This is a genomic window from uncultured Aquabacterium sp., assembly GCF_947366995.1.
In the GTDB taxonomy this organism is placed as follows: Bacteria; Pseudomonadota; Gammaproteobacteria; order Burkholderiales; family Burkholderiaceae_C; genus Aquabacterium.
The window spans coordinates 1-23,104 of record NZ_CANBCC010000015.1 but is presented as its reverse complement, the minus strand read 5'-3'; the positions used below and the strand labels follow the sequence as shown (position 1 = coordinate 23,104).

Sequence of the window (23,104 nt, the reverse complement as noted above, 5' to 3'; positions counted from 1 at the left end):
CAAGTGGGGGTGCCCGGAGGTCCGTGTCAGGCCTCCAAGGCACATTGACAACGGCCCCGGCGTCATGCCGCCGGGGCCGCTTTTTTTGGGGGGGTCTACCGCGACCCGAGAACAGCGGATCCGGGCACGGGCCACGGCCCGCACCGCTCAGAGCGACAGCAGCGCTTCGCCGCCATGCGGGCCCGCGGTCTCGGCCTCCTCCGCCGCCTCGTCCACCGGGGCGTCTGCCTCGTCGGGCCCGGCGAGCAGGCCGTGCCGCTTGAGCTGCGTGCGCAGCATGTTGCGGGTGATGCCCAGCGCGCGGGCCGCGCGCACCTGGTTCTGCCCGGCATGGGCATACGCCGCATGCACCAGGGCCGACTCGACCTTCTGGAACAAGGCCGCCTCCCCCTGCTGCAGCAGGTCGTCCAGGGCTCGCTGCAAACGAGCGAGGGCCGAGGGGGGCTGCCCCCCGGCCGCATTCGTGGGCGCAATGGCAGCGGTCGCGGCGGCGGCCGGCGGCATCGCCCCCACACCACCCACGACCAGCCGTTCGGACGGGGGAGCGCCCGCGCCGCCGGCCAGCGGAACCAGGCGGATGTCCTCTGCCCGCACCACGCCATCGCGGCACACGATCAGGGCGTAATGCATCGCGTTCTCAAGCTCGCGGATGTTGCCCGGCCAACTGTAGGTGCACAGCAGGTGTTGAGCCTCGTCACTGAGCTCGACACGGTCGATCTGCAGTCGCCCACGGTAGACATCCACGAAATGCCGGGCGAGCGGCACGATGTCGCCCGGGCGTTCGCGCAATGGCGGCAGGCGCACGCTGGCCACGCTCAACCGGTAGAACAGGTCTGCCCGGAAGTGCTGGGCCTCGACCGCACGGGCCAGGTCGATGTTTGTGGCAGCCACGAGCCGCACATCCAGCGGAATGCCTTTGCGCGAGCCGAGTCGAACCACCTGGCGCTCCTGAAGCACACGCAGCAGCTTTACCTGAAGGGCCAGCGGAAGGTCCCCGATCTCGTCGAGAAACAGGGTGCCACCATTGGCCGCCTCGAACCAGCCCGCGCGCGCCTGTGATGCCCCCGTGAACGCGCCCGTTTCGTGGCCGAACAGCTCCGCGTCGATCAGGGACTCGCTGAAGGCCCCGCAGTTGACCGGCACAAAGGGCCCGCGCCGCCCGCTCACGGTGTGCAGATGACGGGCCACAAGTTCCTTGCCGGTGCCCGTTTCCCCGGTGACCAGCACGGTGGCGTCGCTACAGGCGATGCGCTCGATGTGCTCGAGCAACTGCAGCGAGGTGGGGTCATGAAACACCAGGGCCTTGGCCCGGATGGAGAGGGCGGATGCCGGAGAGTCCGGCAGGGTGAGCAATCGTTCCATGGCGTGGGTATGCTGCAAAGCACACACGGTAGTTCGAAAGCACACACACCGGAAGGTGTTTTTTCACCGCTCGATATGCAGGCACGGCACATGAAGACACATGCGCGAAGCGCAGATCGAAGCACGATGTTCTTCGTTCGCGCAGCCCGCTGGCGCTCATAGGATGAGCCGACCGACTTGAAAGGATGTGCCATGACCGTCTCTGCCATCAACGTGCGCAACCAGTTCCGCGGCAAGGTCCGCGAGATCATCGAAGGACAGGTGGTGTCCGAGGTCGAGGTGGAAACGCCGTCCGGCCTCATCGTCACCTCGGTCATCACCACACGCTCAGTGCATGAGCTTGGCCTTGTGCCAGGGAAAGAAGTCATCGCACTCGTGAAGTCGACCGAGGTGTCCATCGCTGCCCTGTGATGCGACCGACGACCGGACCAGGCGACCACCTCGGCCGCCGACATGGTCTCCCCTGTGTTCCGGCCCCTTCAATCATCGTTGCCAAGCCCTGCGGACCTGACACCATGACCCTGCTCTTCACCGCCCCGTTGCCCGCCACGCAAGCCGTGCGCGTGCTGGTGATTCCTGGTCTGCACGACAGCGGACCGGGTCACTGGCAGACCTGGTTGCAGCGCCAGTACACAGGCGCCGTCCGCGTTGTTCAGCGCGACTGGGCGGACCCGCAACTCGACGACTGGGCCGACCGCATCGACCAGACACTCGCCCGCCATGCGCCCCAGACCGAATGGATTGCCGTGGCCCACAGCTTCGGCTGTCTGGCACTAGCTCACCACTTGAGCCGAAGTGCGCGGGCGGGTTCCACGCAGGTCGGTGGCATTCGCGCTGCACTGCTGGCTGCCCCGGCCGACCCGCTCAAGTTCGGCGTGGCCGATCGGCTCCCTACCGCCGGGCTGGGCCTGCCCACCACGCTGATCGGCAGCGAGAACGACCCCTGGATGCCGCTGGAGCGCGCCCGCGACTGGGCGCACCACTGGGGCGCCCGCTTCGTCAACCTCGGCCGGGCAGGGCACATCAACGCCGAGTCAGGCCACGGCCCCTGGCCACTCGCCCGCTACCACGTCGACCACATGGTGCGAGACCGTCAGCGTCGTCAGCGTCTCGCCCGTGCCCACCCCATGGAGTTCGGCTACGCCGTCTGACCTCCGCCTCCCCCATCGACTCGTCACACGAAAGGACCCACATGGCCAGCCTGCGCCTGGGCGACACCGCCCCCGACTTCGAACAAGCCTCTTCCCAAGGCCCGATCCGCTTCCATGAATGGCTCGGCGACAGCTGGGGCATCCTGTTCTCGCATCCCGCGGATTTCACCCCCGTGTGCACCACCGAACTGGGGCTGACGGCCAAGCTCAAGAACGCGTTTGCCGAACGCAACGTGAAGGTGATCGCGCTGTCGGTGGACACGGTGGCATCCCACGACAAGTGGATCCCCGACATCAACGAGACGCAAGGCACGACGGTGAACTTCCCGATCATTGCGGACGCAGACCGCAAGGTGTCGGAGCTCTACGACCTGATCCACCCGAACGCCAACAGCACGCTGACGGTGCGCTCGCTGTTCGTGATCGACCCGGCCAAGAAGATCCGGCTGATCATCACCTACCCCGCCAGCACGGGCCGCAACTTCGACGAGATCCTGCGGGTGGTCGATTCGCTGCAGCTGACGGACCACCACAGCGTGGCCACGCCGGGCAACTGGCAGGACGGCGATGATGTGGTGATCGTGCCCTCGCTGCAGGATCCGGAGGTGATCCAGCAGAAGTTCCCGAAGGGCTACAAGGCCGTGACGCCCTATCTGCGTCTCACCCCGCAGCCCAACCGCTGAACCGCGTGCTCAGCCTGCGGCGCCGCTGCTGAGCACCAGCGCCATCTCCCGCGCTGACTGCTGCATGCCGCCGATCGGCTCGATGGCCGCCGCACGGTCGCTGATCTGCGGCCAGGCGGCGGCCACGCGCTCGGCCGCGTCTGGCGCACTGCCCACGAGGTGCGGCTCACCCAGCACCACATGCGTGGTGGCGAACACACCGGCCCCCGCATTCAGGATGGCGCGTGTGGGGGCCTGTTCGCTCACCAGGAACAGCAACCCGGGTGACACGCTTTCCGGCGTGAGCAGGGCCAGGGCCTGCGGCGGCAGGATGCCCTCGGTCATGCTGGTGGCCGCCGTGGGCGCCAGGCAGTTCACGCGCACGTTGTACTTTTCGCCTTCCAGCGACAGCGTCTGCATGAGGCCCACCAGCGCCATCTTGGCGGCGCCGTAGTTCGACTGCCCGAAGTTGCCGAACAGGCCCGACGACGAGGTCGTGAACACGATGCGGCCATGCTGCTGGCCCTTCATCACTTCCCAGACGGCCTTGGTGCAGAGCACGGCGCCCATCAGGTGCACATCGACCACGGTGCGGAAATCCTCGACTGTCATCTTCGAGAAGGACTTGTCCCGCAGGATGCCGGCGTTGTTGACCAGGATGTCGATGCGGCCCCAGGTCGCCATGGCCAGCTCGGCCATCGCCTGAACCGCCGCCTCGTCGGTGACCGAGCCGATGTGGCCAATGGCCTCGCCGCCCGCCGCCCGGATCGCCTCGACCACGGGCTGCGGATCACGCAGGTCATTGACCACGACGCGCGCGCCTCGGGCGGCCAGCAGCAGCGCATGGGCGCGGCCCAGGCCCGCTCCGGCGCCGGTGACGATGGCCACGCGGCCGTCCAGGCGCACGGTGTCGGTGGGTTCAGAGGCGGACGATGCAGTCTGGTTCATGGGACTCATGGGGTTCAGGTTGCACAGGCGCGGCAACTCGGTACCGCGAATCACCCGACATCATGACGCCGTTCCTGACGCATCCGACCCGCTTCGAGGGATAACCCCCAAGTTGTAGACGACGGTCAACACGCGGAGCCAAAAAGATGTCGCGCCTGATGCCTTGCTGTCGTGGCACGGACCACGCACCCCAAGCGGCCTTCCTAGACTGAAGCAAACACCCTGCTTCACAAGGAGCCCCCTCATGTCCACCTCTCACGACAGCCAGCCGGAGCACATCGTGCCCCGCGAAAAACTCGACTTCCAGCTGGACGAACAGACCCCCCGCTGGTGGTACGGCGGCGATGCCTTCAAGACCCGTGTCTTCGATGGCATGCAGGCGGCCTTCCCCGATGGCGAGCGCTACTTCATCACCAGCGTGCGCGCCTTCCGCCACCTCATCACCGATCCGAAGATGGCCGAAGACGTGAAGAACTTCATCCGCCAGGAAGGCCAGCACGGCATTGCGCACACCCACTACAACGACCTGCTGCGCAAGCAGGGCGTCGATGTCGACGGCATCCTCATCGAAGCCAAGGCGCTGTTCGACGACTACACGCGGCGCTTCTCCGCGAAGTACAACCTGGCGCTGACGGCCGCCTTCGAACACTTCACCGCGCTGATGGCCGAGACGCTGTTTGCCGAGCACGACATGATGGCGCCCGCCGACGAGCATGTGCGTGCCATGTGGGCCTGGCACGCGATCGAAGAGATGGAGCACAAGGCCGTGGCCTTCGACGTGATGCAGAAGGTGGCCAAGGTGGGCTATGCGATGCGTTGCCTGGCCATGACCCACGCGCTCTACAAGGTCGTGGTCGACAGCATGCGGCTCACCAACCGGTTGCTGAAGGGCGATGGCTTTTCGCTGGGCCGCCGCCTGCTGATGAGTGTGAAGGGCGCCTGGTGGCTCTACGGCCCGCGCGGCCTGTTCTCGCGCAGCACCGGCAAGCTGCTGGCCTACTACCGCCCCGGCTTCCATCCGTGGCAGCACGCCGTCATCCACAGCTACCCCATCTGGGTGAGGACCTTCGAGCAAACAGGGGATCCGATGCGGGCCGGTGCCGCGCTGTTTGCGGCCGCGCGCTGAGCGCACACCGTCGGCTCCCTCGGGGACGACCCGCAGGGGTGGCGGGTCTGCCCGGCGTCTAAAATCGGACACCGCGATCCCGCTCTCGCCACCCACCCCTCAGCCATGAGTGACGCAGCTCCCTTCCTGGCCCGGGTGCCAGGCATCCAGTACGGCGTGCTGGACACCCTCACCGGTTACGCCGTGCGACGCACCCAGCTGCGCATGTACGAAGACTTCGTGCAGGCGCTTGCCCCCTGGCACATCACGCCGCCCCGGTACTCGGCGCTGGTCATCATCTCGCTGAACCCGGGATTGAAGCTGACCCAGCTCGCCCAGATCCTCGGCATCGCGCGCTCGGGGGCCGTGATCCTGGTCGACGCCCTGGCCGACCTGGGCTATGTCTCACGCGACCCGATGCCGGAAGACCGGCGCGCTTTCAGTCTGCAGCTGACGGATCGCGGCCGCGCCGACCTCGAAACGATCACCGCCACCGTGCAGGCCCACGACGAGCGCGTCACGGCCTCGCTCGACCCACAGGAGCGGGCCACCTTGCACGGGCTGCTCCACAAGCTGAGCGGCATCACAGACGGCCCGAGCGGCCCACTGCCCGAAGCCGTCGAACCCGCGGATCAATAAGCGATCAGGACGCGGTGGCCGCGGAAGCGGAAGACCGCCGACTTCAGCCGGATTTCCTCCAGCACGAGCTCGGGCTGCGGCTGGTCGCCCTCACGGAAGACCTGGCTGTTGATGATCAGCATGCGCTGGGCCGGCGTCTCCGAGTACATCGCGCCACTGACGGCAATGGCCGGCAGGTCCCGCCGCACCGCCTCCGGCAGGGTCTGCGGGGTGTACAAGGTCGGGGCCTCCGACGGGCGGGAGGCGGGGGCAGCGGGCTTGGCCGCAGGCCGGACCTCGGTGATCGAAGCGCCCGAGGCAGCCGGTGCGGTCGGCGGGGCGTTCCGCGATGCGGTGATGCTCGGCATCGACTCGGCGGTGCGGGCCGCGGGCGCCTCGGTGGGGCGCGCGGCGTCAGCCCGGGGCTGGGGTGCCGGCGCGACGGGCTCAATCACGGGGGCGGCAGGGGCCACCGGTTTCACGGGTGCAGGTTGCAGATCGGCCCGCGGCGCCGGCGCAGCTGGCATGACGGCGCTGGCCTGCACGGGCTGGGGCGCCTCGGCGGGGGCCCAGAGCCGCCAGCCCAGCACCACGACCAGGGCACCCAGCAGGCCGGCGATCACCCAGACCGCCACACCGAGCGAACGTGTCGCTGGCTCGGCCGGGTCGTCGACCATGGGCGCGGGGCGCGCGTGCAGCCCCGGCGCACGGCCCTGCCCGCGTTCTCGCTCGGCATCGGCCTTCTTCAGGGCATCCAGGATGTAGGACATGGTCAGCTTCCTCGCAGGTCGAGCGGCGGCTCGTTGACGCCGCTGGCCCGGTTCAGCAGCATCAGGGTGGTCGGGCCCGCCACGCCATCGGCCTTCAGCCCCTGGGTCTGCTGGAAGGCCTGAACGCGTGCTTGCAGGGCGGCATCCAGGCGCTGCCCCGGCTGCGCCGCAGCGCCGCCATCAAAGGCCGCCAGGCGGTCGGCCAGCCAGACCACCGCCTCGCCGCCGTGCCCCGGCGGCAGTTTGCCCGGATAGGCCGGCGGCGTGCGCCAGAGGGTCGCGAAGTCCCCCGGCCACAGCGGGGCCAGCACGCCCATGGGCACGCGGCGCGCCCCCGCCGTGGTGTCGATCACCGCCTCCAGCCCGTGGGCATCCAGGCCCGACAGCAGGACGAACGCCGCGCCGCCACCCGGCGCGCGCAGGCGCATCAGACCCGGGCGCCCCAATCGGCGGGCTAGCGCCACGCCCCCCGTGCCGCGAAAGCACTGCAGCCCGGCACGGGCCGCCTGGGCGCACGGCGAGGCGGCCTCCGGCACCGTCCAGTTCCAGCGCGCGGCCAGCATGCGCCACGCCTCGTCTTCGGCGGCCCAGGCCACGGCCAGCACGTCGGCCCCCGTGGCGAGCTGAACCGGGGCCGCTTGCGCGGGGGCCGCGGCCACCCGGGCGGCAGGTGAGGCAGGCGGCAGCACCAGGGTGCGGCTCATGGTCGAGGCCGCCGGCTGGCGGTGCGTGGCCCACCAGCCGATCACAGCCAGCCCGGCCAGCGACACCATGCCGGCCACCGCCAATCCTGCCCGGCCGGATCGCCAAAGCCGACGCCACCACACCGCACCCCGGTGCCCGGCGCGGTCGGCGGCGGCGGTGCCGAACACCTCATCGGCGGCGCGCAGCACGGTCGCCCGGTCCACCCGCAGCCGACCGCCGGCATAGGCGCCGAGCAAGGCGCGGTCGCACAGCAGGTTGATGCGGCGCGGCACCCCGCGGGTCAGCCGGTGGATGGCCTTGAGCGCCGCGCGATCGAACAGGCCGCCCTGCGGCCGACCAGCCACCGTGAGCCGGTGGTGGATGTAATGCGCGGTCTCGTCCTCGCTCAGCGCATCGAGGTGAAAGCGCGCGATCACGCGCTGAGCCAGCTGCTCCAGCTCGGGCCGCGCGAGCATGTCGCGCAACTCGGGCTGGCCGATCAGGATGATCTGAAGCAGCTTGCGTTCATTGGTCTCGAGGTTGGTCAGCAGGCGCAGCTGTTCCAGCACGTCGCTCGACAGGTTCTGTGCCTCGTCGATGATGAGCAGGTTGTTCTGGCCCACCGCGTGCGTGCGCAGCAGGTATTCGTTGAGCGGGTCGATCAGGTCCTTGATGGTCGGCTCGCCACCGCCCGGGTGGGCCCAAGGCACACCGAACTCCTCGCACACCGAGCGCAGCAGCTCGGACACCGTCAGCTTCGGATTGAAGATGTACGCCACGTTGCAGCGTCGCGGCACCTGCTCGAGGAAGGCACGGCACACCGTGGTCTTGCCCGCACCGATCTCACCCGTGAGCAGCACGAAGCCGCCCCCGCCATTGACGCCGTAAAGCAGGTGCGCCAGCGCCTCCCGGTGGCGCTCGCTCATGAAGAGGTAGCGCGGATCAGGGGCGATGGAGAAGGGCTCGCGCTTCAGGCCGAAGTGGGAGGCGTACATGCCATCAAGGATAACGGCAGGGCGGGGCCTCGCCGTGACATCCCGACTTCCCTGAAATGCGGCCCACGGCGCGCTCGCCCTCGTAAACCCGGATTCAGCCCTCTGCCTGTCCGGGAACCATGGGGCATCAGAAAAAACACGGGAGCCGCCATGAACCCTCGTCCCCCTCGCCGCGGCGCAGCAGCCTGCACGTCCGCCTCGAAGCTCGTCCTGGCCGCCCTGCTGCTCGCGCTCGGCACTGGCTCAGCTCACAGCGCCATCGTCACCCTGGACGCCGGCAATCCGGGCACCGGAAGCGCCCTGTGGCTGGACAGCGAGAGCGACATCTCCTGGAACATGGGGCGGTCCACCAGCATTCTGTTTCGCGTCACCCAGGCCACCGTGTCCAGCGATGACACGCCAATGGAGCTTGTGTACGCCGCCCCGCCCTCGCGACCAGGCGTGGTCACGAGAAGGAGACTTGGGCCGCTCGACGTGGATCAGGTCACGTTTGACTCTGACACCTTCGCGGTGCGGTCCATCCGCTTCAATGTGTCCTTGCACATCGACGTGCCGGCTTTCATCGATGGTGAGGAAAACCTCACCTCAACCGGCGGGGCTGTCTCCCTCCATGCCTTGCAGATCGACCTGCTCAGCGGGCGGGTCTATGCAGACGGCTGGGGCGCCAATGGCGCCGGCTCGGTCACCGCCCTGCATTTGTTCGATGTCAACCGGTATGCCGCGTCGGCGTTGCCGCGGCTTGCCTATCAGCCGCCCAACCTGGCGTCCCCGCCGTCGCCCAACGTGCGTCTGTCTGGCTCCTTCGCCACCAGCGAGATGGACGTGACCCAACCGGGCTTCGAGTGGCTCAGTCGCGCGTTGGGGCTGGCGCCGAGTGGCAATGTGGCGTTGGACCATGCAACCTTCGGCACATTGAGCACGCCGGCCGTCCCTGAGCCCAGCACCTGGAGTTTGATGGCGGTCGGCCTGTTCGGCGTGTGCGCCGCCGCGCACGGGTATGCCGCCCCTCGCGCCAGGGCGAAGACGCGACGCACGCTCAGCGCCTGACGATGGCCGCGATCGTGCGGAAGATCAGGCGCACATCCAGCCACACCGAGGCCTGGTCCACATAGGCGGCGCCCAGCGCCAGCTTGTGCGGGAGCACCTCGTGGATGTAGGCATGCTCGGGGTCCGCCGCGCGGGCCAGCACGGTGCTTTCGTCGCGGTATTCGATCGAGGCGATGTCGGTGATGCCCGGCCGCACCGACAGGATCTTGTCGCGCAGCCCGGCCGGGTAATGGGCCACATAGCGCGGCACCTCGGGCCGTGGCCCCACCAGGCTCATCGTACCCTGCCACACGTCGATCAACTGGGCCAATTCGTCGAGCTTGCTGGCGCGCAGGAAGTGCCCCACCCGCGTGATGCGGCGATCGGCCCCCACCGTGATCTGCAGCCCCTGCCCTGTCGGGGCGTGCTGCATGGTGCGGAACTTGTGGATGCGGAACGGCCGCCCGTGCCGGCCCACGCGCTCCTGCCGGAAGAACACCGGGCCGGGCGAGTCGAGCTTCACCGCCAGCGCGATGAGCAGCAGCAGCGGGCCCAGTGCCAGCAGGCCCAGTCCCGAGAAGAACAGATCGAACAGCCGCTTGCCCATCACCCGCTCAGTGTGTGATCCCTCGCCGGCCTGCCGTCAGCGCCCGAAGGCACGCCGCACCGAGGCCACCACGCGGTCCACGTCGGCGTCGGTCATGCGTGTGTACAGCGGCAGGCTCACCATGCGCTCGTAGGCCTTCTGGCTGTGCGGGAAAGACTCGGGCTGCAGCGCATAGCGCTCCTTCCAGTACGGGTGCAGGTGCAGCGGAATGTAGTGCACGCTCACGCCGATCCCGTCGGCAAACAGCGTCTCGATCAGCTGGTCGCGGGTGATGCCGGCGTCATCCTTCAGCCGCACCACGTACAGGTGCCAGGCGTGCAGGTCGCCCGCGTGCACGGGCCGCGGCGGCAGGATCAGCGGCAGGTCGCCCAGGGCCGCATCGAAGCGCTGCGCCAGCTGCTCACGCTTGACTTGGAAGCCCTGCACGCGCTTGAGCTGGTGCAGGCCCATGGCCGCCGCAATGTCCGTCAGGTTGTACTTGAAGCCCGGCGCCACGATCTCGTAATACCAACTGGGCACCTTGGCCGTGAAGCGGTCGAAGGCATCGCGGTTGATGCCGTGCAGGCGCATCACCTTGGCGCGCGCGGCGAGCTGCGCATCGCGGGTGACCAGCATGCCGCCCTCGCCCGTTGTCATCGTCTTGTTGGCGTAGAAGCTGAACACCACCGCGTCGCTGCGCAGCGTGCCCACCAGCTGGCCCTTCCACGTGGTCGGCAGCGCATGCGCCGCGTCTTCCACCACCTTCAGGCCGTGGCGTGCGGCAATGTCGAGCACCGCGTCCATGTCGACCGCCAGCCCCGCGTAGTGCACCGGCATGATGGCCTTGGTGCGCGGGGTGATGGCCGCCTCGATGGCGGCGGGGTCGATGTTCAGCGTGGCAGGGTCGATGTCGACCAGCTTCACGTCGGCGCCCAGATAGCGCACCACCTCGGCGGTGGCGGTGAAGGTGTGGGTGGTGGTGATCACCTCGTCGCCCGGGCCGATGCCCAGGGCCTCGAGCGCCAGGTGCAGGCCGGCCGTGGCCGAGTTCACGGCGATGGCATGCAGCCCCGCGTCCCCCAGGAAGGCCGCGAAGTCCTGCTCGAACTGCCGCGTCTTGGGCCCGGTCGTCACCCAGCCCGAGCGCAGGGCTTCCACGACTTCGGCGATTTCCTCCTCGCCGATTTCAGGCAGGGCAAAAGGCAGGAAGGGCAGCTTGGGTTCGGCTTGGCTCATGGGGTGATCCTGTGTGATCGGGGCAGACTGCAGGGCAGAGACAAAGAGAGCAGGAAGACGGGCATCGCAGGGTGGCTCACCGTGTGAGCCGACCAAACGAGGGGTCGGGGCGGCCGCGCACCAGCGCATCCCACCAGCCGCGCAGCGAGCCCAGGCCGTAGCCCAGCTGGTAGGCGCCGATCACATCGGGCAGGTGGCGCCACAGCGCCCAGCCCTGCTGCCGCGCGATGGCCACGCTCACGGCCAGCACCGCCCCGCCGTACAGCAGGCTCAGGCCCATCAGCACGACCGAACTCAGCAAGGTGATCCAACCCAGCACGTCGGACGCCAGCGTGCCGGCCTCGGGCGCCCAGGCCGCCAGCGCCAGCGCACCGATCAACATCACCAGCAGACTCAGCAGCAACAGGCCCACGAACAGACCGGGCACGAGATGACGCAAGGCGGCCGGTTGGCCGTGCTTCTTCATCACGAACGGCTTCCAGTAGCCGTACTGCCGGTACTGCCGAAAAACATCGGCCTTGCTGGCGCGCGGCACATAGGTGGAGCGGATGGTGGCCGACTGCCAGATGCGCCCGCCGCCCTTGTGGATGCGCAGGTTGTGCTCGTCGTCCTGGTTGCGTACCAGGGTCTCGTCGAAGCCGCCGAAGCGGTCGAACGTGGCACGCGGCCAGGCGCCAAGGTAGACGGTGTCGACTTCGCCCTCGTGGTTCAGGTCGCGCGACAAGGCGCCGCCGGCCACCCAGCGCGACTGGAAGGCGGCCGCCACCGCGCGCTGTACCACGCCCGACGCCCCGGGTGCGCCCTCGGCCTTCCACGGACCGCCCACGTTGTCGGCGCCGGTGCGCTGCCAGGTGGCCAGGCACTGCGCGATGTAGTCGTCGGCGTACACCGTGTGCACGTCCAGGCGCACGATGAACGCGCCGCGCGCCTGCGCGATGCAGCGGTTCAGCCCGCACGAGACGATGCGGCCCGGGTTGTCGATCATCACGAAGCGTGGGTCCGTGGCACACCAGGCCGCCAGGCGCTCGCGCGTGCCATCGTCGCTCAGCCCATCGGCCACCAGCACCTCCAGCGTCCAGCCGTCGGGCAGGGCTTGCGCCGCCACGCTGCGGCAGAAAGCCTCGATGTGGTCGCGCTCGTTGCGGCAGGGCACGATGACGGAAACGATGGACATGCGAAAACGACTCGGGTGGCGAAAAACGGGCTCAGCCGCGGGCCGGGGCCGAGGCATGCGGCCCCGTACGGGGCGCCTGCAGCAGCTTCAGGTACAGCCGCCACATCGCGTCCATCTGGCCGCGGCGCGAGGCCTCGCGCTCGATGCGCGCGCGGTTGTGCTCGCCCATGGCGGCAGCCAGCGCAGGGTGGTCGTGCAGGTGCACCAGCGCCGCGGTGATGGCGCCGGCGTCGCCCACCGGCACGATGCAGCCACCACGCTCGTCCAGCCACTGCCGGTTGGCCGGCAGGTCGGTGGCCACCACCGGCAGCCCGCAGGCCATCGATTCGAGCACCGACACCGAGGTGGCGTCGCTGGTCGGCACCGACAGGCTCACGCGGCTGCGCTGGATCGCGTCGACCATCGCCTGGTCGCCCACCCGGCCGTGAAATTGCACGTGCTCGTTCAGGCCCAACGTGGCCACCTGCGCCCGCAGCACATCGGCCTGGGGCCCGCCGCCCAGCAGATGCAACCGGGCGTCGGCGTCCGGCCGCGCCTGCGCAAACCGGCCAAAGGCGTCGATCAGCACATCGATGTTGTAGTTGGGCTCCCAGCTGCGCAGGCTCACAACCTCGAAGCCGGCGGCCGGCGCACCGGGCACGAAGCGGTCGGTGTCGGCGCCCCACAGAATCTGGTGGCAGGCCCCTTGCGGGTGATAACGCCCGATGGCCGTCAGCATGTCGAGCGAATCGGCCGTGATCAGGTCGGCCCGGCGCAGCGACCACGCCACGATCAGGCGCATCAGTCGGCTCTCACGCGGCGTCACCAGGATGTCGCTGCCCCAGGCGGTGAGGGCCAGCGGCAAGGGCAGGCCGCACGCCGCCGCCCACATGCCATAGGAAGTCACGTAGTGGCCGTGCACCAGCGTGGGCTGGAAGCGGCCCGCCAGCGCGCGTGCAACCCGGCGCACTTCGGGCAGAGCCTGAAACCAGCCCAGCTTGTCGGTGCCCGGACGGATGGCGATGACTTCGCGCGCGCCCGGCACCTCGGCCGGTGAACGCGTCACCACCACGGCCTCGGCGCCGCGCTCGACGGCCGCCGCCACCCAGCGGCGCGTGTGCACGCTGGCCGCATCGGCAAAGAACAGGATGCGCACGGGCGAGGTCATCGCACCTCCCGCGCCACCGCGCCATCGGGCGTCTCGCCATTCAGGGCACGGCGCAGGTTGTCCAGCCCGGCCCAGCGCGCGTACACGTCGTGCAGCTCGGGGTGCCGCCGCAGCAGTTCGCCATCCAGCCGGCGCGTGTCGCCCAGCACGACGGCCGGCTTGCCATGCGCCTGGGGGCCCACCACGGCAAAATCGGGCACCACGCCGGACACAAAGCTGTAGCCCTGCACGATCACCCCCTTGCCGATCTGCGCCCCGGGCGCGATCACGCTGTGCGGCCCGATGAAACTGTAGGCGCCGATGCGGGTGGCGCGGCGCACATAGCCCACCGGGTTCGGGTCGCGGATGTAGCGACGTCCCATCACGCGCACGGCCTTGTGGCTGGAGTGGCTCAGGATGGCCACGTGGCTCGTGATCTGCACACCTTCTTCGATCTCCAGGCCGTTGGAGCCGTCCAGCCGGTTGAAGTGGCCGATGAAGACGTGGTCGCCCAGCGTCAGCCCTTCCACCCCTTCAATGCAGCTGTGCGTGCTGAAGCGGGTGTGTGGGCACAGCCGCCCGTCCGGATGGCGCCAGCCATAGACGATGCGCGGGCCGGTGAAGACCGACAGCAAACGGACAAGGACGTGCTTGAGACGCAGGCTCAGGGCGGACATGGGCCGGTATTCTCCCCGATCAGGCCGGGGTGCCGGCAAGCGCGGCCCTCATGCCTCGCCCCCACGGGTGAGCGACGGGGTCCACAAGGCGCGCACGGGCAGGCCCGCATGTCGCAGGAACACGCCGTAGGCCACCATGATGGCTACGATGTAGCCCAGGCTGGAGGCCAGCCCGGCGCCCAGCGCGCCCAGCCGCGGCACCAGCACCAGCCCCAGCCCGAAGCTCACCGCCAGCGACAGGCCGGCAATGCCGCCCGACAGCTGCGGCCGGCCCAGGTGGTTGGTATAGAAGGCCGACAGGCTCGATGCCGCGGCGTAGGCCGCCACACCGGGCAACAGCGCCGCCAGCGGCATCAGCGAAGCGGCGTACGCCTCGCCCATCACGCGGGGCAGCGCCCACCAGGCGCCCGCCAGCAGCACGGGGGCGGCCAGCAGGGTGGCCAGCACATTGATGCGCACGGCCTGCACCGTCATGGCCGAGGCCACCCGCACGTCGGGGTGTCCGATGCGCGCATAGGCCGACACCGTTACCGACGACGACAGCAGCCACAGCAACTCGGCCACCGTGACCGACACGGAATAGGTGCCCGCCGTGGCCAGCCCATGAAAGCGCTCGACCAGGAACAAAGACGCGCGGTAGTTCAGCAGGCTGATGACGTTGGTCAGGCCAATCGTCGCGACAAAACCCGCATCGGACCACCACCGGGGCTGGGGCTGCCAGTAGTCCACCAGGCGGGAAGCCGAGAGCGCCTCGGCCACCCGGGCGTCTCGGCGGTCGGCATCCCGCAGGGCATGGAACGCCGTGACCACGGCCACCAGCGACTTGCCCGTCACCCAGGCGGTCAGCACCAGCACCACCATGGGCGCGCTGCGCTGCGAATCCCCCTGGATCCACCATGCCCCGGCCAGCCCGAGCAGCACGGCGGCCGGCGCAGCCACCTGCGCCACGTTGATGGGCCACATGCGCCCTTCGCCCAGCCACAGCCCCGTGGACGTGGGCACCAGCAACAGGAACGGTGCAGCCAGCGCCAGCAGCCACAACTGGGAGTACGGCGTCGTGGTGGCCCACCACGACAGGCCCACCAGCACCAGCGACGCCACCCCGCCCAGCCCCACCGCCGCGCGCAGCACACCGCGCAGCATCGGCAAGGCCCGGGCCGGGGCACCCGCTGGCGCGCCCACCGGGTGCGCAGCTTGGCGTGACATCTGCCGGGCCAACCACAGGCCCAGCCCGGAAAACAGCGTCAGCAAGGCCGATTCGACAGCCACGAACAGCGCGAAGGCGCCCTGCACGCGCGGCCCTTGCCGGGCCACCAGCACCGTGATGGCCAGCCCGAGCGAAACAATCAGCAGCTTGGCGATCAGGTTGCCGAGCGCCGCCCGCGGCACAGCCCGCCACGCCTGCTTCAGGGCCGCCAGCCGACCTGACGGCGGTGAATCTTGAACCGACATGGCCCCATTGTCGCGCAGGGTTTCATACAATTAAGGGTTTGGCCTGAACCCTCGGGCCGCCCTTTCACCGCAGCGCACGCCCGAACCATGAGCACGCCCCACTCTCACGACACGCACGCCTCACCCGCCGACACCCTGGTGGACACCAACAAACTGGTGGCCGAGCGTCGCGAGAAACTGGCCGCCATCCGCGCCCAGGGCGTCGCCTTCCCGAACGACTTCAAGCCCGCTGACCGTGCCGGCGCCCTGCACGCTGCCCACGACGGCACCGAGGCCGAGGCCCTCGAAGCCCAGACCGTGAAGGCCAGCGTCGGCGGCCGCCTGATGCTCAAGCGCGTCATGGGCAAGGCCTGCTTCGGCACGCTGCAGGACGCCACCGGCCGCATCCAGGTCTACGTCACGCTGGACAACGTCGGTGCCGACGCCCTGAACGCCTTCAAGCACTGGGACCTGGGCGACATCCTGGGTGCCGAGGGCACGCTGTTCAAGACCAAGACCGGCGAACTGTCGATCAAGGTCACGTCCATCCGCCTGCTGACCAAGGCCCTGCGCCCGCTGCCGGACAAGTTCCACGGCATGACCGACCAGGAGCAGAAGTACCGCCAGCGCTACGTCGACCTCATCGTCGACGAAGACTCGCGCGCCCGCTTCATCGCCCGCTCGAAGGGCATTGCCTCCATCCGCGCCTTCATGGTCGACAACGGCTTCCTGGAAGTCGAAACGCCGATGATGCACCCCATCCCCGGGGGCGCCAACGCCAAGCCCTTCATCACCCACCACAACGCGCTCGATCAGGAGATGTTCCTGCGGATCGCGCCCGAGTTGTACCTGAAGCGCCTGGTGGTGGGCGGCTTCGAGCGCGTGTTCGAGATCAACCGCAACTTCCGCAACGAAGGCGTGTCGGTCCGTCACAACCCCGAGTTCACGATGATGGAGTTCTACGCGGCCTGGTGGAACCACCGCGACCTGATGGACTTCACCGAATCCATCCTGCGCCACGCAGCCATCGCTGCCGTGGGCACCGCCAAGCTGACGTATGGCGGCAAGGAAGTCGACCTCGAGTCCCCCTTCCAGCGCCTGACGGTGCGCGACTCGCTGGTGAAGTACGCCGGCCTGACCGAAGCCGAGGCCGACAACGCCCAGGTGCTGCACGATAAGCTGAAGGCCCTGGGTGAAGAGCCGCCCGCCCGCTGGACGCTGGCCGAGCTGCAGTTCGGCCTGTTCGAGGCGGCCGTGGAAGAGCAACTCTGGCAGCCCACCTTCATCATCGACTACCCGGTGGAAGTGAGCCCGCTGGCCCGCGCCTCCGACGCTGACCCGAGCATCACCGAGCGCTTCGAGCTGTTCATCACCGGCCGCGAGTACGGCAACGGCTTCTCCGAGCTGAACGACCCCGAAGAGCAGGCAGCGCGCTTTGCCGCCCAGGCCAACGCCAAGGACGCCGGCGACGAGGAAGCCATGTACTTCGACGCCGATTACATTCGCGCGCTGGAATACGGCCTGCCCCCGACGGGCGGCTGCGGCATCGGCATCGACCGCCTGATGATGCTGCTGACCGACGCGCCCAACATCCGCGACGTGATCCTCTTCCCGGCCCTGCGCCGCGAAGCGTGATCGCTGCGGCGGGCTTCCCTCCCCCGCCGTGATTCCGTGCCGCGCCTGACCCACCCCTTCCTCGCCCTGTCAGCCCCGCTGCTCAACGGGCTGGGGATCGGCGCCGGCTTGCTGCTGTGCACCGGCGTGATCGCCCCCCTGTGGGGGCTGCCGGCCGCCATCGCCGCATCATCCGGTTATGGCGCCGTGGGGGTGGCCGACACCGTGACCACGCCCGCCAGCAAGCCGGCCGCGATGCTGCCCGCAGTGGTCGGCGCCGTGCTGGTGGCCGGGCTCGTGGCCCTGACCCACGGGCACGCTGTGGCCGAGGCGACCACCGTGCTGCTGGTCACCTTCTCGGCCTTGCTATGGACGGCCTGGGGCAAGCGCGGCATGCCGCAGAGCTTCGTGATGATCCTGTCGCTCATCTTCCAGATGGCGGCGTTCCGCGAAGTGCCCATGGACCGCAGCGCGGCGCTCGCCCACCTCGCCTGGGTGGGTGTGGGGGCGGTGGGCATGGGCCTGTGGGCCCAGCTGACTGCCGTGGTGCTGGCCGCCCGCTACCGCACCCTGGCACTGGCCGACAGCCTGCAGAACCTGTCCGAGCTCATCCGCACGCAAGCCCGCTGGACGCGGGATCGCGCCGAGCCCGACGCCAGCGCCACCTCGCAACAGGATCTGCTCAGCCTGATCCGCCAGCAGGCCGCGCTGGCCGACGTGTTTCAGAGCGCGCGCGACCTGTTGTACGACCGGGCCACCGAGGCCCGCGACCCGCACCGCCGCCGCAAGATCGACGGCCTCATCCACGTCGTCAACCTGCGCGACGTGGTGCTCGCCTGCCAGCTCGACATCGACCAGCTGCCGACGTCGCCCTCCACGCGCACGGCCCTGCTGCGGCTCGCGCACTTCCTGACCTGGCATGCCGACCGCGTGGCGGCGATGGCGCATTCTGTGCGCTTCAATGCACCCATGCCAGCGATGGCGCCTGCGCCCCGCGTGCTCGCCCCCGAAGACAGCCGGGCGCTGCAGTCGCTGGCGCGCCGTGCCGCGCACCTGCACGACCACTGCAACGCCCTGTCGGCCGCGCTGCAGGGCCAGACACCCGGCCCGCACCCCGAGGCCGCGCTGCTCGCCTCGCTGGTGTCCCCCGCCACCTGGTCGGTGGCCGTCCTGCGCCGTCAGCTTCACCTTCGGGCCCCGACGCTGCGCTACGCCCTGCGGGCGACGCTCGCCATGGCCTGCGCCGTGTGGCTCAGCCACCACCTGCCGTGGCACAGCCATCCGCACTGGCTGCTGCTGACGGTGGCCGTCGTGATGCGAGGCAGCCTTGAGCAGACCCTGGCCCGGCGCGACGCGCGGGTGGTCGGCACGCTGGCAGGCTGCGCGCTCGCCTCGGCCCTGCTGTGGCTGCCCCTGGGGATGCCGGCGCGGTTCGTGCTGCTGGCGCTCAGCATGGCGCTGGCCCACGCCTACGTGGTGCGTGACTACCGCATCACGACCACGGCCGCCGCCGTGATGGCACTGCTGCAGGCCAAGATGTTTGCCACCGGCGTGCACCCGGTATGGCTGGACGCGGCCGAGCGGCTGGCGGACACCCTGATCGGGGCGGCACTCGCCTGGGGCTTCAGCTATGTGCTGCCCTCGTGGGAGCGGGGGCAGCTGCCTGCCCTGATCCAACGCCTGCAGCAGGCACTGAACCGCTACGCGCACCACGTGTTGCACTGGCAGGAAGGCGCAGCCCTCGCACCCGAACGCACCCACGCCCGCCGCGAGGTGTACGACGCCATCTGGCTGCTCGCGCAGGCGCTGCAGCGCACGGTGCGCGAGCCGGCCTATGCTGGCTCCCGCACGCCGCACCTGGAGGCGCTGCTGATCCGCAGCCACCGGCTGATCAGTCAGCTGGCGGTGGTGCGCATCGTGCTGATGCACCGACAACCCGACCTGCACGGCCCCACCGCCACGCAGGCCATTGCGCACACCGACCGCGCCCTGCACGCGTGGCTGGCTGTCGCGCCGGATGTCGCGCCACCGGCACCACCCCGCCCGGCTCCTGGCGCGCTCGACCCGCAGGACGACGCCGTGCTCGTGTCGCATGCGCTGCCCGAGCCCCAGGGCGACCCGACCCCCTGGCTGCTGCGCCGCCTGGCCCAGATCGAGGCCGAGGCTGCCGCCTGGGCCGACGCCGCACGCGGGGTTGCCCGCGCCGGCTGAGCACCTCGCTCCTGAGGGTTCCCCGGAGCGTCGGCTGCGCGCCGTGCTGGCATCATGGGCCGGTTCCCCCGACCGCCCCATCCTCATGCCCCTGCCCTCTGCCGCCCCGCGCGTCCACACCGGTGTCTGCAACCTCTGCGAAGCCATCTGCGGCCTGCGCTTCGAAGTCACCGGCGAGGGGCCCGCCGCGCGCATCACGGCTGTTCGCGGCAACCCCGATGACCCGCTCTCGCGCGGTCACATCTGCCCGAAGGCCGTGGCCCTGAAAGACCTGCACGAGGATCCGGACCGCCTGCGCCAACCCGTGCGCCGCGTCGTCGGCCCCGACGGCACCCCGCGCTTTGAACCGATCTCGTGGGATCAGGCCTTCGACCTCGTCGTCGAGGGGCTGGTACGCGTGCGAGAACAGCACGGGGCCAACGCCGTGGCCGTCTACCAGGGCAATCCCAATGTGCACAACTGGGGCAACATCACCCACGGCCATCTGTTCTTCAGCCAGTTGCGCACGCGCGCGCGGTTTTCTGCCACCTCGGCCGACCAACTGCCCCACCACGTCGTGGCGCACTGGCTGTACGGGCACCAGCTCGCCATCCCCATCCCCGACATCGACCGCACCCAGTACATGCTGGTGCTCGGCGCCAACCCGCTGGCCAGCAACGGCAGCCTGATGACGGTGCCCGACGTGCGGGCGCGCTTCAAGGCCCTGCGTGATCGCGGCGGCAAGCTCGTGGTGCTCGACCCCCGTCGCACCGAAACGGCCGCCATCGCCGACGAGCACCACGCGATCGACCCCGGCACCGACGCCGCCTGGCTGCTGGCGGTCCTGCACACGCTGTTCGACGAAGACCTGATCCGCCCTGGCCACCTCCAGGGCCTGCTGGACCAGGTCGATGCCGTGCGGGAAGCCGTGCACCCCTTCAGCCCCGAAGCCACGGCGGCGCACACCGGCATCGATGCCGCCACCACCCGGCGCCTGGCGCGCGAACTGGCCGCCGCAGACGGCGCCGTCGCCTACGGCCGCATGGGCGTGTCGACCCAAGCGCACGGTGTGGTGTGCCAGTGGGCCATCCAGGCGATCAACCTGCTGACCGGCAACGTCGACCGCGAAGGCGGGGCGCTGCTCACCAGCCCGGCCCTCAACCTGATCGACATGAAACTCATGGGCCCCGGCCACCTGGGCGCGTGGCGCAGCCGGGTGCGGGGCGCGCCGGAATTCAGCGGCGAGCTGCCCGTGTCGGTGCTGGCCGAAGAGATCCGCACGCCGGGCCGCGGACAGGTCCGCGCACTCGTCACTGCGGCCGGCAACCCGGTGCTGTCCACCCCCAACGGCGGCCAGCTGGACGCTGCGCTGGCCGGGCTCGACTTCATGGCCGCCATCGACTTCTACGTGAACGAGACCACGCGCCACGCCCACGTCATCCTGCCGCCCACCTGTTTTGTCGAGCACGACCACTACGACCTGGTCTTTTTGCACCTGGCCGTGCGCAACGTGGCCCGCTACAGCGCCGCGGTGGTCGAACCGGCGCCCGGTGCGCTGCACGACTGGCAGATCTACGCCGAACTGGCGCGACGCTATGCGCAGCGCGCCTGGGCACTGGAACGCGGCGGACTGCGCCAGCGGCTGACCGGGCTGGCCACGCGCGGCATCGTCGGCCGCCTGTCGCCGCGCCGGCTGCTGGCGATCGGCCTGCGGCGCGCCGGCGGCCAGGTCAAGCTGGCCCAGCTGGAAGCGCAACCGGATGGCATCGACCTTGGGCCGCTGAAGCCTTCGCTGGTGAGCCGCCTGCAGCGCCGGCAGCGGCGCATTCGCCTGCTGCCGGAGGCCATCCGCCGCGAACTGCCCGCACTGGCCACGGAGCTGACCGCCCCCACAGCAGGCACCCTGCAGGGCCCGGATGGCCTGCCGGCGCTCAAGCTCATCGGCCGGCGCGACGTGCGCTCCAACAACTCGTGGATGCACAACAGCGCGCGGCTCGTGTCCGGCAAGCCCCGCTGCACCCTGTGGGTGCACCCCGACGACGCGGCACGCCGCGGTCTGGAAGATGGCCAGACCGTCACCGTCGGCTCCCGCACCGGCCGCGTGCAGGTGCCCGTGCACATCACCCCCGACATCCGCGCGGGCGTGGTCAGCCTGCCGCACGGCTGGGGACACGACCGCCCCGGGGTGGCGCTGCAGGTGGCCCGGGCGCATGCCGGCGCCAGCATCAACGACCTCACCGACGACCGCCTGACCGACCGCATCAGCGCCAACGCGGCTTTCAGCGCGGTGCCGGTGTGGATCGAGGCCGCCTGACACAATCGGCGCCATGAACGACGTCAGCACCGAGATTGCCCACACCGCCGCCCGCATCGTCGTCGAGGAAGGCCTCGAGTACGGGCAGGCCAAACGCCGCGCCGTCAAACAGCTGGGCCTGGGCACACGCGCACCGCTGCCCGACAACGCCCAGCTCGAAGAGGCCGTGTTCGAGTACCTGTCCGTCTTCTGCGCCGACACCCAGCCCGCCGAGCTGCGCGCCCTGCGCGAGCTGGCCGCCGTGTGGATGACGCGGCTGGCCGAGTTCCGGCCCCACCTCACGGGCGCCGTCTGGCGCGGCACGGCCACCCGCCTCAATGACATCCACCTGCAGCTCTACTGCGACGACAGCAAATCCGCCGAGATCCTGCTGCTCGACAAGGGCATGGACTACGACGTCGGCAGTGTGCCGGGCCCGCGCGGTGGCGAGGTCGACCGCCTCAGCCTGACGGTGCCGTGCGAGGCGCTGGGCGAGCCGATCGGCCTGCACCTCACCATCCTTGACACCGACGACCTGCGCGGAGCCCTCAAGCCCGATGCGCGCGGCCGCACCGAGCGCGGCGATCTGACCGCCCTGCGCCGTCTGCTGGACGCACCCGGCACGCTAGACTGACCGACCGATTCCTCCGCCATCCCCCATGACCCAGCCTGCCGTCGCCTCCCGCCCTGCCACCGGCCGCCGTGCCCTTCTGGCCCTGGTCGGGCTCACGGCTGCAGCGGGCGGTGCGTGGTGGGCCTGGCGACGACAGCCGGCCGAGGCCACCCCGCCCGCACAACCGGACAGCCCGGGCCCCGCCACCCCTGAAGGGGAGACGCTGCCCGACGCCTTCTGGCAGCGCGAGTTCGAACAACCCTCTGGCGGTCCGCTGGACTGGGCCGCGCTGAAGGGCCGACCGCTGCTCATCAACTTCTGGGCAACTTGGTGCCCGCCCTGCGTGAAGGAAATGCCCGAGCTCGACCGCTTCCACCGGGAGTTCGGTGCGCGCGGCTGGCAGGTGGTGGGGCTGGCGGTGGACGGCCCCACGCCCGTGAGAGAATTTCTGGCTCGCACCCCGGTCGGCTTCCGCATCGGGCTGGCGGGCATGGATGGCACCGAGCTGGCCACGGCGCTCGGCAACACCGCGGGCGGCCTGCCGTTTTCGGTGCTGATCGACGCACAAGGCCGCATTCGGCAGCGCAAGATGGGCGCCACGCACTTCGACGAACTGGCCGCGTGGGCCGGGCAGATCGCCTGAAGACAACCCCTTCCGGGGCAGAAACACGCGCGTTGAACGCGCCGCGCTTACCACAAGTCACGAACTTTGCAATGACTTGATTTGCGCTCATTTGCCCCTAAAATCCGCCTACTTTCATTTTCTTGGCCAGCCCTTCAAACGGTGGTTTGACCACCCCGTTCGGGACTGTCCAGTCAAGCATGCAGATTCTTGTTCTCCAT

Annotated in this window: 21 protein-coding genes; 11 read left to right on the top strand and 10 right to left on the bottom strand. The window is 69.7% G+C overall.

Annotated features, from left to right (window positions below):
• Positions 1 to 147: 147 nt before the first annotated feature.
• The gene (locus Q0Z44_RS06305; protein WP_298011289.1) at positions 148 to 1,362 is read right to left on the bottom strand and encodes a sigma-54 dependent transcriptional regulator; all 1,215 of its coding nucleotides are present in this window, start codon (positions 1,360 to 1,362) and stop codon (positions 148 to 150) included.
• Between the two features lie 192 nt (positions 1,363 to 1,554).
• Here Q0Z44_RS06305 and Q0Z44_RS06300 point away from each other — a divergent pair, with 192 nt between their 5' ends.
• The 3 genes from Q0Z44_RS06300 (at position 1,555) to Q0Z44_RS06290 (ending at position 3,196) form a co-directional block, all read left to right on the top strand.
• Positions 1,555 to 1,773, top strand: a complete 219-nt coding sequence (locus Q0Z44_RS06300; RefSeq protein WP_294637221.1) for a TOBE domain-containing protein — start codon at positions 1,555 to 1,557, stop codon at positions 1,771 to 1,773.
• 104 nt (positions 1,774 to 1,877) lie between these two features.
• Complete coding sequence (locus Q0Z44_RS06295) at positions 1,878 to 2,513, top strand: alpha/beta hydrolase (RefSeq protein WP_298011288.1); 636 nt, start codon at positions 1,878 to 1,880, stop codon at positions 2,511 to 2,513.
• Positions 2,514 to 2,554: 41 nt separating this feature from the next.
• Positions 2,555 to 3,196, top strand: a complete 642-nt coding sequence (locus Q0Z44_RS06290; protein WP_298011287.1) for a peroxiredoxin — start codon at positions 2,555 to 2,557, stop codon at positions 3,194 to 3,196.
• Positions 3,197 to 3,205: 9 nt separating this feature from the next.
• Here the strand turns inward: Q0Z44_RS06290 and Q0Z44_RS06285 are convergent, their stop codons facing one another.
• A complete protein-coding gene (locus tag Q0Z44_RS06285) occupies positions 3,206 to 4,123 on the bottom strand; it encodes an SDR family NAD(P)-dependent oxidoreductase (protein WP_298011286.1) in 918 nt (305 codons plus the stop codon).
• 244 nt (positions 4,124 to 4,367) lie between these two features.
• Here Q0Z44_RS06285 and Q0Z44_RS06280 point away from each other — a divergent pair, with 244 nt between their 5' ends.
• Positions 4,368 to 5,249, top strand: coding sequence for a metal-dependent hydrolase (locus tag Q0Z44_RS06280; RefSeq protein WP_298011285.1), 882 nt, complete (start codon positions 4,368 to 4,370; stop codon positions 5,247 to 5,249).
• Positions 5,250 to 5,354: 105 nt separating this feature from the next.
• Complete coding sequence (locus Q0Z44_RS06275) at positions 5,355 to 5,867, top strand: MarR family transcriptional regulator (RefSeq protein ID WP_298011284.1); 513 nt, start codon at positions 5,355 to 5,357, stop codon at positions 5,865 to 5,867.
• Here the strand turns inward: Q0Z44_RS06275 and Q0Z44_RS06270 are convergent.
• Both Q0Z44_RS06270 and Q0Z44_RS06265 read right to left on the bottom strand, forming a co-directional pair.
• Positions 5,861 to 6,616, bottom strand: coding sequence for a general secretion pathway protein GspB (locus Q0Z44_RS06270; protein ID WP_298011283.1), 756 nt, complete (start codon positions 6,614 to 6,616; stop codon positions 5,861 to 5,863). The genes Q0Z44_RS06275 and Q0Z44_RS06270 overlap by 7 nt on opposite strands.
• A gap of 2 nt (positions 6,617 to 6,618) precedes the next feature.
• Complete coding sequence (locus tag Q0Z44_RS06265; RefSeq protein ID WP_298011282.1) at positions 6,619 to 8,295, bottom strand: ExeA family protein; 1,677 nt, start codon at positions 8,293 to 8,295, stop codon at positions 6,619 to 6,621.
• Between the two features lie 150 nt (positions 8,296 to 8,445).
• On the opposite strand from Q0Z44_RS06265, the gene Q0Z44_RS06260 reads away from it, so the two are divergent.
• Complete coding sequence (locus Q0Z44_RS06260; RefSeq protein ID WP_298011281.1) at positions 8,446 to 9,342, top strand: PEP-CTERM sorting domain-containing protein; 897 nt, start codon at positions 8,446 to 8,448, stop codon at positions 9,340 to 9,342.
• Here the strand turns inward: Q0Z44_RS06260 and Q0Z44_RS06255 are convergent.
• The 6 genes from Q0Z44_RS06255 to Q0Z44_RS06230 form a co-directional block, all read right to left on the bottom strand.
• Positions 9,332 to 9,928, bottom strand: a complete 597-nt coding sequence (locus Q0Z44_RS06255; RefSeq protein ID WP_298011280.1) for a sugar transferase — start codon at positions 9,926 to 9,928, stop codon at positions 9,332 to 9,334. The two genes, Q0Z44_RS06260 and Q0Z44_RS06255, sit on opposite strands and share 11 nt — an antisense overlap.
• 36 nt (positions 9,929 to 9,964) lie before the next feature.
• Positions 9,965 to 11,143, bottom strand: a complete 1,179-nt coding sequence (locus Q0Z44_RS06250) for a DegT/DnrJ/EryC1/StrS family aminotransferase (protein WP_298011279.1) — start codon at positions 11,141 to 11,143, stop codon at positions 9,965 to 9,967.
• 76 nt (positions 11,144 to 11,219) lie between these two features.
• Positions 11,220 to 12,317: a glycosyltransferase family 2 protein gene (locus Q0Z44_RS06245; protein ID WP_298011278.1), complete on the bottom strand. Its 1,098-nt coding sequence runs from the start codon at positions 12,315 to 12,317 to the stop codon at positions 11,220 to 11,222.
• A 31-nt stretch (positions 12,318 to 12,348) separates the two neighbouring features.
• Positions 12,349 to 13,464, bottom strand: a complete 1,116-nt coding sequence (locus Q0Z44_RS06240; RefSeq protein WP_298011277.1) for a glycosyltransferase — start codon at positions 13,462 to 13,464, stop codon at positions 12,349 to 12,351.
• The gene (locus Q0Z44_RS06235) at positions 13,461 to 14,120 is read right to left on the bottom strand and encodes an acyltransferase (protein ID WP_298011276.1); all 660 of its coding nucleotides are present in this window, start codon (positions 14,118 to 14,120) and stop codon (positions 13,461 to 13,463) included. Before Q0Z44_RS06235 ends, Q0Z44_RS06240 begins: the two co-directional genes overlap by 4 nt.
• Before the next feature lie 48 nt (positions 14,121 to 14,168).
• Positions 14,169 to 15,572, bottom strand: coding sequence for a teichoic acid transporter (locus tag Q0Z44_RS06230; protein WP_298011275.1), 1,404 nt, complete (start codon positions 15,570 to 15,572; stop codon positions 14,169 to 14,171).
• Between the two features lie 87 nt (positions 15,573 to 15,659).
• Between Q0Z44_RS06230 and lysS the strand changes: the two genes are divergently transcribed.
• From lysS to Q0Z44_RS06205, 5 genes are all read left to right on the top strand, one after another.
• Complete coding sequence (gene lysS, locus Q0Z44_RS06225) at positions 15,660 to 17,186, top strand: lysine--tRNA ligase (protein ID WP_298011274.1); 1,527 nt, start codon at positions 15,660 to 15,662, stop codon at positions 17,184 to 17,186.
• A gap of 36 nt (positions 17,187 to 17,222) precedes the next feature.
• Positions 17,223 to 19,376, top strand: a complete 2,154-nt coding sequence (locus tag Q0Z44_RS06220; protein ID WP_298011273.1) for an FUSC family protein — start codon at positions 17,223 to 17,225, stop codon at positions 19,374 to 19,376.
• Between the two features lie 85 nt (positions 19,377 to 19,461).
• Entirely contained in the window at positions 19,462 to 21,669 is a 2,208-nt protein-coding gene (locus Q0Z44_RS06215) for a molybdopterin-dependent oxidoreductase (RefSeq protein ID WP_298011272.1), read from the top strand.
• 13 nt (positions 21,670 to 21,682) lie between these two features.
• Positions 21,683 to 22,282, top strand: coding sequence for a hypothetical protein (locus Q0Z44_RS06210; protein WP_298011271.1), 600 nt, complete (start codon positions 21,683 to 21,685; stop codon positions 22,280 to 22,282).
• Between the two features lie 25 nt (positions 22,283 to 22,307).
• Positions 22,308 to 22,904: a TlpA disulfide reductase family protein gene (locus tag Q0Z44_RS06205; protein WP_298011270.1), complete on the top strand. Its 597-nt coding sequence runs from the start codon at positions 22,308 to 22,310 to the stop codon at positions 22,902 to 22,904.
• The last annotated feature ends 200 nt before the right edge of the window (positions 22,905 to 23,104 follow it).

Excerpts from the sequence above, each read along its gene's own strand:
- Q0Z44_RS06305 (WP_298011289.1), bottom strand. The coding sequence starts at position 1,362 with ATGGAACGATTGCTCACCCTGCCGGACTCTCCGGCATCCGCCCTCTCC.
- Q0Z44_RS06300 (WP_294637221.1), top strand. The coding sequence starts at position 1,555 with ATGACCGTCTCTGCCATCAACGTGCGCAACCAGTTCCGCGGCAAGGTC.
- Q0Z44_RS06295 (WP_298011288.1), top strand. The coding sequence starts at position 1,878 with ATGACCCTGCTCTTCACCGCCCCGTTGCCCGCCACGCAAGCCGTGCGC.
- Q0Z44_RS06290 (WP_298011287.1), top strand. The coding sequence starts at position 2,555 with ATGGCCAGCCTGCGCCTGGGCGACACCGCCCCCGACTTCGAACAAGCC.
- Q0Z44_RS06285 (WP_298011286.1), bottom strand. The coding sequence starts at position 4,123 with ATGAACCAGACTGCATCGTCCGCCTCTGAACCCACCGACACCGTGCGC.
- Q0Z44_RS06280 (WP_298011285.1), top strand. The coding sequence starts at position 4,368 with ATGTCCACCTCTCACGACAGCCAGCCGGAGCACATCGTGCCCCGCGAA.
- Q0Z44_RS06275 (WP_298011284.1), top strand. The coding sequence starts at position 5,355 with ATGAGTGACGCAGCTCCCTTCCTGGCCCGGGTGCCAGGCATCCAGTAC.
- Q0Z44_RS06270 (WP_298011283.1), bottom strand. The coding sequence starts at position 6,616 with ATGTCCTACATCCTGGATGCCCTGAAGAAGGCCGATGCCGAGCGAGAA.
- Q0Z44_RS06265 (WP_298011282.1), bottom strand. The coding sequence starts at position 8,295 with ATGTACGCCTCCCACTTCGGCCTGAAGCGCGAGCCCTTCTCCATCGCC.
- Q0Z44_RS06260 (WP_298011281.1), top strand. The coding sequence starts at position 8,446 with ATGAACCCTCGTCCCCCTCGCCGCGGCGCAGCAGCCTGCACGTCCGCC.
- Q0Z44_RS06255 (WP_298011280.1), bottom strand. The coding sequence starts at position 9,928 with ATGGGCAAGCGGCTGTTCGATCTGTTCTTCTCGGGACTGGGCCTGCTG.
- Q0Z44_RS06250 (WP_298011279.1), bottom strand. The coding sequence starts at position 11,143 with ATGAGCCAAGCCGAACCCAAGCTGCCCTTCCTGCCTTTTGCCCTGCCT.
- Q0Z44_RS06245 (WP_298011278.1), bottom strand. The coding sequence starts at position 12,317 with ATGTCCATCGTTTCCGTCATCGTGCCCTGCCGCAACGAGCGCGACCAC.
- Q0Z44_RS06240 (WP_298011277.1), bottom strand. The coding sequence starts at position 13,464 with ATGACCTCGCCCGTGCGCATCCTGTTCTTTGCCGATGCGGCCAGCGTG.
- Q0Z44_RS06235 (WP_298011276.1), bottom strand. The coding sequence starts at position 14,120 with ATGTCCGCCCTGAGCCTGCGTCTCAAGCACGTCCTTGTCCGTTTGCTG.
- Q0Z44_RS06230 (WP_298011275.1), bottom strand. The coding sequence starts at position 15,572 with ATGTCGGTTCAAGATTCACCGCCGTCAGGTCGGCTGGCGGCCCTGAAG.
- lysS (WP_298011274.1), top strand. The coding sequence starts at position 15,660 with ATGAGCACGCCCCACTCTCACGACACGCACGCCTCACCCGCCGACACC.
- Q0Z44_RS06215 (WP_298011272.1), top strand. The coding sequence starts at position 19,462 with ATGCCCCTGCCCTCTGCCGCCCCGCGCGTCCACACCGGTGTCTGCAAC.
- Q0Z44_RS06210 (WP_298011271.1), top strand. The coding sequence starts at position 21,683 with ATGAACGACGTCAGCACCGAGATTGCCCACACCGCCGCCCGCATCGTC.
- Q0Z44_RS06205 (WP_298011270.1), top strand. The coding sequence starts at position 22,308 with ATGACCCAGCCTGCCGTCGCCTCCCGCCCTGCCACCGGCCGCCGTGCC.